The organism is Pseudomonas sp. FW305-3-2-15-E-TSA4 (assembly GCF_058787295.1).
Genome location: NZ_JBYSZP010000032.1, coordinates 1 through 7207 on the forward strand (window position 1 = coordinate 1; position 7207 = coordinate 7207).

Annotated in this window: 5 protein-coding genes, 3 tRNA genes and 1 riboswitch; of the genes, 7 read left to right on the forward strand and 1 reads right to left on the reverse strand. The window is 58.8% G+C overall.

Annotated elements, in window-relative coordinates; translation table 11 throughout:
* Positions 1 to 188: 188 nt before the first annotated feature.
* Positions 189 to 698, reverse strand: coding sequence for a 6,7-dimethyl-8-ribityllumazine synthase (locus AC3WMV_RS27875; RefSeq protein ID WP_047599675.1), 510 nt, complete (start codon positions 696 to 698; stop codon positions 189 to 191).
* A gap of 101 nt (positions 699 to 799) precedes the next feature.
* Positions 800 to 971: riboswitch (FMN riboswitch) on the reverse strand.
* 275 nt (positions 972 to 1246) lie between these two features.
* Between AC3WMV_RS27875 and ltaE the strand changes: the two genes are divergently transcribed.
* The 7 genes from ltaE to AC3WMV_RS27910 all read left to right on the forward strand — a co-directional run bounded on the left by ltaE (position 1247) and on the right by AC3WMV_RS27910 (position 7207).
* On the forward strand, positions 1247 to 2251 hold the full coding sequence (gene ltaE, locus AC3WMV_RS27880) for a low-specificity L-threonine aldolase (protein ID WP_103368770.1): 1005 nt from the start codon (positions 1247 to 1249) through the stop codon (positions 2249 to 2251).
* 146 nt (positions 2252 to 2397) lie between these two features.
* Positions 2398 to 5016, forward strand: a complete 2619-nt coding sequence (gene alaS / locus AC3WMV_RS27885; RefSeq protein WP_103368769.1) for an alanine--tRNA ligase — start codon at positions 2398 to 2400, stop codon at positions 5014 to 5016.
* A 90-nt stretch (positions 5017 to 5106) separates the two neighbouring features.
* Complete coding sequence (locus AC3WMV_RS27890) at positions 5107 to 6348, forward strand: aspartate kinase (protein WP_025112914.1); 1242 nt, start codon at positions 5107 to 5109, stop codon at positions 6346 to 6348.
* A gap of 189 nt (positions 6349 to 6537) precedes the next feature.
* The gene (gene csrA, locus AC3WMV_RS27895; RefSeq protein ID WP_002554426.1) at positions 6538 to 6726 is read left to right on the forward strand and encodes a carbon storage regulator CsrA; all 189 of its coding nucleotides are present in this window, start codon (positions 6538 to 6540) and stop codon (positions 6724 to 6726) included.
* Between the two features lie 62 nt (positions 6727 to 6788).
* Positions 6789 to 6879 (forward strand) — tRNA-Ser (locus AC3WMV_RS27900).
* Between the two features lie 107 nt (positions 6880 to 6986).
* Positions 6987 to 7063, forward strand: a tRNA-Arg gene (locus tag AC3WMV_RS27905).
* A gap of 71 nt (positions 7064 to 7134) precedes the next feature.
* Positions 7135 to 7207: transfer RNA gene (locus AC3WMV_RS27910), tRNA-Arg, on the forward strand.

The following is a 7207-nucleotide window of genomic DNA, read 5'->3' on the forward strand; positions in this document are numbered from 1 at the left end:
GTCGCCAAGGAGAAGTTGGCGGCGTGAAACCTTAATCAGTGTCCAAGATTACTTGACCAGTTCAGCCTGCTCGCGAATGCTGACCGTCAGCCAGCAATTATGATGGCTGACACACCGCATTCGCGAGCAGGCTCGCTCCCACATTTGATTTGAGTGAGGCACAAGGCCTCACCCATATTGGTTTTTTATCAGACCGCTACAGCTCGCGGCTCACTGCGACGCAACGCACGAACCTTCTGCAGCGTATCCGCGCAAGTCCGCGCCGCTTCCTGACCCTTGTGCACGAAGTGCTCGAAGAAGAACTTCTGATGTTCTTCACCGGCATGGAAGTGGTGCGGGGTCAGGGACACCGAGAACACCGGTACTTCGGTTTCCAGTTGCACCTGCATCAGGCCGCTGACCACTGACTGGGCAACGAATTCGTGACGATAGATGCCGCCGTCCACGACCAGAGCGGCCGCGACGATGCCGGCATAGCGACCGGTCTTGGCCAGCAACTTGGCGTGCAGGGGCATTTCAAAGGCGCCGCCGACTTCGAAGAAGTCGATGTCCGATTCCTGGTAACCCTGAGCGAGCATTTCGGCGACGAAGCCCTTACGGCTCTGGTCGACGATTTCCTTGTGCCAGCAGGCCTGGATGAACGCAACGCGCTCGCCGTGGGGGTGTTTGGTTTTGCTGTCGATAGCGGTGGGTTGCATGTTCTGACTCCTGTTTGTGTGAAAAACAGGGCGTTATGAATCGAAAGGGATTCAAGGGTGCGCACGAGCACACAAGCGCGCGGGCGGCCCTCTGGCATCAATCCCGTTCTCTCTTCATCCGGACTATGACCGTCGGCCCCGGAATCACACCGGGTCTGCTGACCTTGTCGCCGATCACAGCCTTTGCCGTGGTCGCCGCCAAGCGCTCGCGGGCTATGCACATTGCGCGCAATTACCGCCGGTGGGGAATTACACCCCGCCCTGAGAACGTTTTCGCCGCCCTTTCTCGGGCGGCGCAGCGTTTTTATCACATATTTTCCGGCCTTGCACAGAACCTGTGGGAGCGAGCCTGCTCGCGAAAGCGACTTAACATTCAACGCACATGCTGACTATTACTCCGCTTTCGCGAGCAAGCTCGCTCCCACAGGGTTGTGCTCTCTCAAGGAATAAGTGCCTTTTTACTCGCTCAAGGGTTGATTAATCGGCGCCATGACCGCAGTAATTCACCTTCGAAAAGGGATTTCCCCTGCTGACCAGAGGCCAGGTTCATGAGCGTTATCGATCTTCGCAGCGACACCGTCACACAACCGACTCCTGCCATGCTCGACGCGATGACTGCGGCGGCTACCGGTGACGACGTGTACGGCGAAGATCCGACGGTCAATCGTCTGGAAGCCGAATTGGCGAAAAGGCTGGGTTTCGCCGCCGCGCTGTTCGTGCCGACCGGCACCATGAGCAACTTGCTCGGGCTGATGGCGCATTGCGAACGTGGCGACGAATACATCGTCGGCCAGCAGGCGCACACCTATAAGTACGAGGGCGGTGGCGCGGCGGTGCTCGGTTCTATCCAGCCACAGCCGCTGGAGGTGCAGGCCGACGGTTCGCTGGATCTGGATCAGGTAGCAGCGGCGATCAAGCCCGATGACTTTCACTTCGCCCGTACCCGGCTGCTGGCGCTGGAAAACACCATGCAGGGCAAAGTGTTACCGCTGGAGTATCTGGCCCGCGCCCGGCGCTTCACTCAGGATAAAGGCTTGCAACTGCACCTCGACGGCGCGCGCCTTTACAACGCCGCGGTCAAGCTGGGCGTCGATGCACGGGAAATCACTCAGTACTTTGATTCGGTGTCGGTGTGCCTGTCCAAAGGCCTTGGCGCGCCGGTGGGTTCGGTGCTGTGCGGTTCAGCCGAGTTGATCGGCAAGGCCCGCCGCCTGCGCAAAATGGTCGGCGGCGGCATGCGTCAGGCCGGATTGCTGGCAGCGGCGGGGCTGTATGCGCTGGATCACCACGTTGAGCGCCTGGCGGATGACCATGCCAACGCGCAGTTCTTGGCCGAAGGCCTGCGCGAGGCCGGGTTCAGCGTCGAGCCGGTGCAGACCAACATGGTCTACGTGCAAATGGGCGATCAGGCCGAAGCGCTCAAGGCGTTTGCCGCCGAACGCGGGATCAAGTTGAGCGCCGCTGCGCGCTTGCGCATGGTCACGCACATGGACGTCAATCGCTCGCAAATCGAGCAAGTGATCGCGACATTCGTCGAGTTTTCGCGCAAGTGACAGCGTTAGCCGTCCAATTGACCGTTACTATCGTATAAACACGCTGTACCCCGCGCGAAGGGCCGATATAATGCGGCCCTTTGCCGTCGTTTCGTCTGTTGACGTTTCGTACAGGCCTTTGGCCGCAGCCTCCGTGGAAGAACCTAATGAAAAGCGCAGAAATCCGTGAAGCCTTCCTTCGCTTCTTCGAAGAGCAAGGCCACACCCGTGTAGCCTCCAGCTCTTTGATTCCGGGCAACGACCCAACCCTGCTGTTCACCAACGCGGGGATGAACCAGTTCAAGGACTGCTTCCTGGGCCAGGAAAAGCGCGCGTACACCCGCGCAACCAGCAGCCAGAAGTGCGTGCGTGCCGGTGGCAAGAACAGCGACCTGGAAAACGTCGGTTATACCGCTCGTCACCACACCTTCTTCGAAATGCTCGGTAACTTCAGCTTCGGTGACTATTTCAAGCACGACGCGATTACCTTCGCCTGGACCTTTCTGACCGGCGTCCTGAAACTGCCGAAGGAAAAACTCTGGGTCACCGTCTACGCCTCCGATGACGAAGCGTATGACATCTGGACCAAAGAGATCGGTGTGCCGGTCGAGCGTATGATCCGCATCGGCGACAACAAAGGTGCGCCTTACGCCTCCGACAACTTCTGGACCATGGGCGATACCGGCCCGTGCGGCCCGTGCACCGAGATTTTCTACGATCACGGCGAGCACATCTGGGGCGGCCCACCGGGTTCGCCGGAAGAAGACGGCGACCGTTACATCGAGATCTGGAACAACGTGTTCATGCAGTTCAACCGCACCGCCGATGGCGTGTTGCATCCGTTGCCAGCGCCGTCGGTCGACACCGGCATGGGCCTGGAGCGGATCAGTGCGGTGATGCAGCACGTCAATTCCAACTACGACATCGACCTGTTCAAGAACCTGCTCAAAGCCTCGGCCGAAGCGATCGGCTGCGAAAATGGCGACCAGTCGTCGCTGAAAGTGGTGTCCGACCACATCCGTTCGTGCGGTTTCCTGATCGCCGACGGCGTGCTGCCGTCCAACGAAGGCCGCGGCTACGTGCTGCGCCGGATCATTCGTCGCGCCTGCCGTCACGGCAACAAGCTCGGCGCTACCGGCAGCTTCTTCTACAAGATCGTCGCTGCGCTGGTCGCCGAGATGGGCGAAGCCTTCCCGGAACTGAAGAAGCAGCAGAGCAACATCGAGCGCGTACTGAAGGCCGAAGAAGAGCAGTTCTCCAAGACCCTGGAGCACGGCTTGAAGATTCTCGAACAGGATCTGCTGGAACTCAAAGGCACCGTTGTGCCGGGCGACGTAGTGTTCAAACTCTACGACACCTACGGTTTCCCGATGGACCTGACCGCCGACATCGCTCGCGAGCGCGGCCTGACCGTCGACGAAGTCGGCTTCGAGCGTGAAATGGAAGCCCAGCGTGTTCGTGCGCGTTCCGCCAGCTCGTTCGGTCTGGACTACAACACCCTGGTCAAGGTTGATGTGGCCACCGAGTTCACCGGTTACAAAGACACCAGCGGTTCGGCAAAAATCGTCGCTATCTATAAAGATGGCCAGTCGGTCGACGTCTTGAGTGAAGGCGAAGAGGCGGTGATCGTGCTGAACCAGACGCCGTTCTACGCTGAGTCCGGCGGCCAGATCGGTGATTGCGGTTTCCTCCAAGCGGGCAACGCGCGTTTCGACGTCCGTGATACCACCAAGACCGGCGGCGCCTTCCTGCACCACGGCGTGCTGGATTCCGGCAGTCTGACCATCGGCGCGCCAGTGGAAACCCATGTCGATGCCGAGGTGCGTCACGCGACTTCGCTGAATCACTCGGCCACCCACTTGCTGCACGCTGCGCTGCGTCAGGTACTGGGCGAGCACGTTCAGCAGAAGGGTTCGTTGGTGGATAGCCAGCGTCTGCGCTTCGACTTCAGCCACTTTGAAGCGATCAAGCCGGAGCAGATCAAAGCGCTGGAAGACATCGTCAACGCCGAGATCCGCAAGAACTCCGCAGTTGAAACTGAAGAAACCGACATCGAAACCGCCAAGCAGAAAGGCGCGATGGCGCTGTTTGGCGAGAAGTACGGCGACAACGTGCGCGTGCTGAGCATGGGCGGCGATTTTTCCGTCGAGCTGTGTGGCGGTATCCACGCCAACCGTACCGGCGACATCGGCCTGCTGAAAATCATCAGCGAAGGCGGTGTGGCATCGGGCGTGCGTCGTATCGAGGCAGTCACCGGTGCTGCGGCACTGGCTTACTTGAACGCTGCTGAAGAACAACTCAAGGAAGCGGCCAACCTGGTCAAGGGCAGCCGCGACAATCTGATCGACAAGCTGTCGGCCGTGCTGGAGCGCAACCGCGCGCTGGAAAAGCAACTCGAGCAGTTGCAGGCCAAGGCCGCCAGCGCCGCGGGCGACGATCTGTCGAACTCGGCAGTCGACGTCAAAGGCGTGAAGGTTCTGGCTGCACGTCTGGATGGTCAGGACGGCAAGGCGCTGCTGGCGCTGGTCGATCAGCTGAAAAACAAACTCGGCCGCGCAGTGATCCTGCTCGGCAGTGTCCATGAGGAAAAGGTCGTACTGGTTGCAGGCGTAACCAAGGACCTGACTGGCCAACTCAAAGCCGGTGATTTGATGAAACAGGCTGCTGCGGCAGTGGGCGGGAAGGGCGGTGGTCGTCCGGACATGGCGCAGGGCGGCGGTGTCGACGCCGGCGCACTGGATGGCGCGCTGGCGCTGACCGTTCCATTCGTCGAGCAGGGTTTATAAGACGGCCCGCCGGGTCCGCAGTCTAGTGGCGGGTCCGGCGGCTGTTCGAGTGATTATTGGGCGCCCTTCATGGGCAGAGGCGGCTTTGAAATGGCTTTGATCGTACAGAAATTTGGAGGCACCTCGGTCGGCACTGTCGAGAGAATCGAGCAGGTCGCCGACAAGGTTAAGAAATTCCGCGATGCCGGCGATGACCTGGTGGTTGTGCTGTCTGCAATGAGCGGCGAAACCAACCGTCTGATCGATCTGGCCAAGCAAATCAGTGGCGACGTGCAACCGGTTCCGCGTGAACTGGACGTGATCGTTTCCACCGGTGAGCAGGTGACGATTGCCCTGTTGGCCATGGCGCTGATCAAGCGCGGTGTGCCGGCGGTGTCGTACACCGGTAATCAGGTGCGGATCCTGACGGACAGTGCGCACAATAAAGCGCGTATCTTGCAGATTGATGACCAGAAGATTCGCGGTGATCTGAAAGCAGGTCGCGTGGTGGTTGTCGCCGGTTTCCAGGGCGTCGACGAGCACGGCAACATTACCACCCTCGGCCGTGGCGGTTCCGACACCACAGGCGTGGCACTGGCGGCTGCATTGAAGGCTGACGAGTGCCAGATCTACACCGACGTCGATGGTGTCTACACCACTGACCCGCGTGTGGTGCCGGTCGCTCAGCGTCTGGACAAGATCACCTTCGAAGAGATGCTGGAAATGGCCAGCCTCGGTTCCAAGGTGCTGCAGATCCGCGCGGTGGAATTCGCCGGCAAGTACAACGTTCCGCTGCGCGTACTGCACAGCTTCAAGGAGGGTCCGGGCACCCTCATTACTATTGATGAAGAGGAAACCATGGAACAGCCGATCATTTCCGGCATCGCTTTCAACCGCGATGAAGCCAAGCTGACCATCCGTGGCGTGCCAGACACCCCGGGCGTGGCGTTCAAGATTCTCGGCCCGATCAGTGCCGCGAACATCGAAGTCGACATGATCGTGCAGAACGTTGCGCACGATAACACCACTGACTTCACCTTCACCGTGCACCGCAACGACTACCAGGCCGCACAGACCGTGCTGGAAAACACCGCTCGCGAGATCGGTGCCCGGGAAGTGGTGGGCGACACCAAGATTGCCAAGGTCTCGATCGTCGGCGTCGGCATGCGTTCCCACGCAGGCGTGGCCAGCCGCATGTTCGAATCCCTGGCCAAGGAGAGCATCAACATCCAGATGATCTCGACGTCGGAAATCAAGGTTTCCGTGGTGATCGAAGAGAAGTACCTGGAACTGGCCGTGCGCGCCCTGCACACGGCTTTCGAACTGGATGCGCCGGCCCGTCAGGGCGAGTAAATCCGGTCACCTGAAGGGCGCGGTCTGACCGCGCCCTTTATTTTTTGAATGGCGCGAGCCCCTGAACTGTTCTTTTGCTCGCGCTGGTCAATACTCAGGCATGTAGGGCTACGATCGCTCCGGTTGTAGGTCGGGTGCCTTTTTTTTGCAGACTGTTGTCCCTGAAATGAAATGCGTGAGGAGAAAGGTATGCTGATTCTGACTCGTCGGTGCGCAGAAAGCCTGATTATCGGTGATGGCGAAATCACCGTGACCGTGCTCGGCGTCAAAGGAAATCAAGTGCGCATCGGCGTCAACGCCCCGAAAGAGGTTGCCGTGCACCGTGAGGAAATTTACCTGCGTATAAAGAAAGAGAAGGACGAAGAACCAAGCCATTAATTTTTATCGATTTTTATGTTTGCAAACGGGGAAGAAGGTGGTTAATATACGCCCCGTGTTGCGGAGAGCTGGCCGAGTGGCCGAAGGCGCTCCCCTGCTAAGGGAGTACACCTCAAAAGGGTGTCGGGGGTTCGAATCCCCCGTTCTCCGCCATTATTTGCTTAGTACGTTGTAATCTGGCTTTTTCTGTAAGTTGTTGAATTTATTAGAAAAAGTGGTTGGAATAGAGATTAGACGGGCTATAATGCGGCGCAACAAATGCACTCGTAGCTCAGCTGGATAGAGTACTCGGCTACGAACCGAGCGGTCACAGGTTCGAATCCTGTCGAGTGCACCATTTAAGAGTTGTTTATAGCGATATAAAGAACTCGGCTTCAGCCAGTTGTGGTCTGGTTTAAAAACACAAATGCACTCGTAGCTCAGCTGGATAGAGTACTCGGCTACGAACCGAGCGGTCACAGGTTCGAATCCTGTCGAGTGC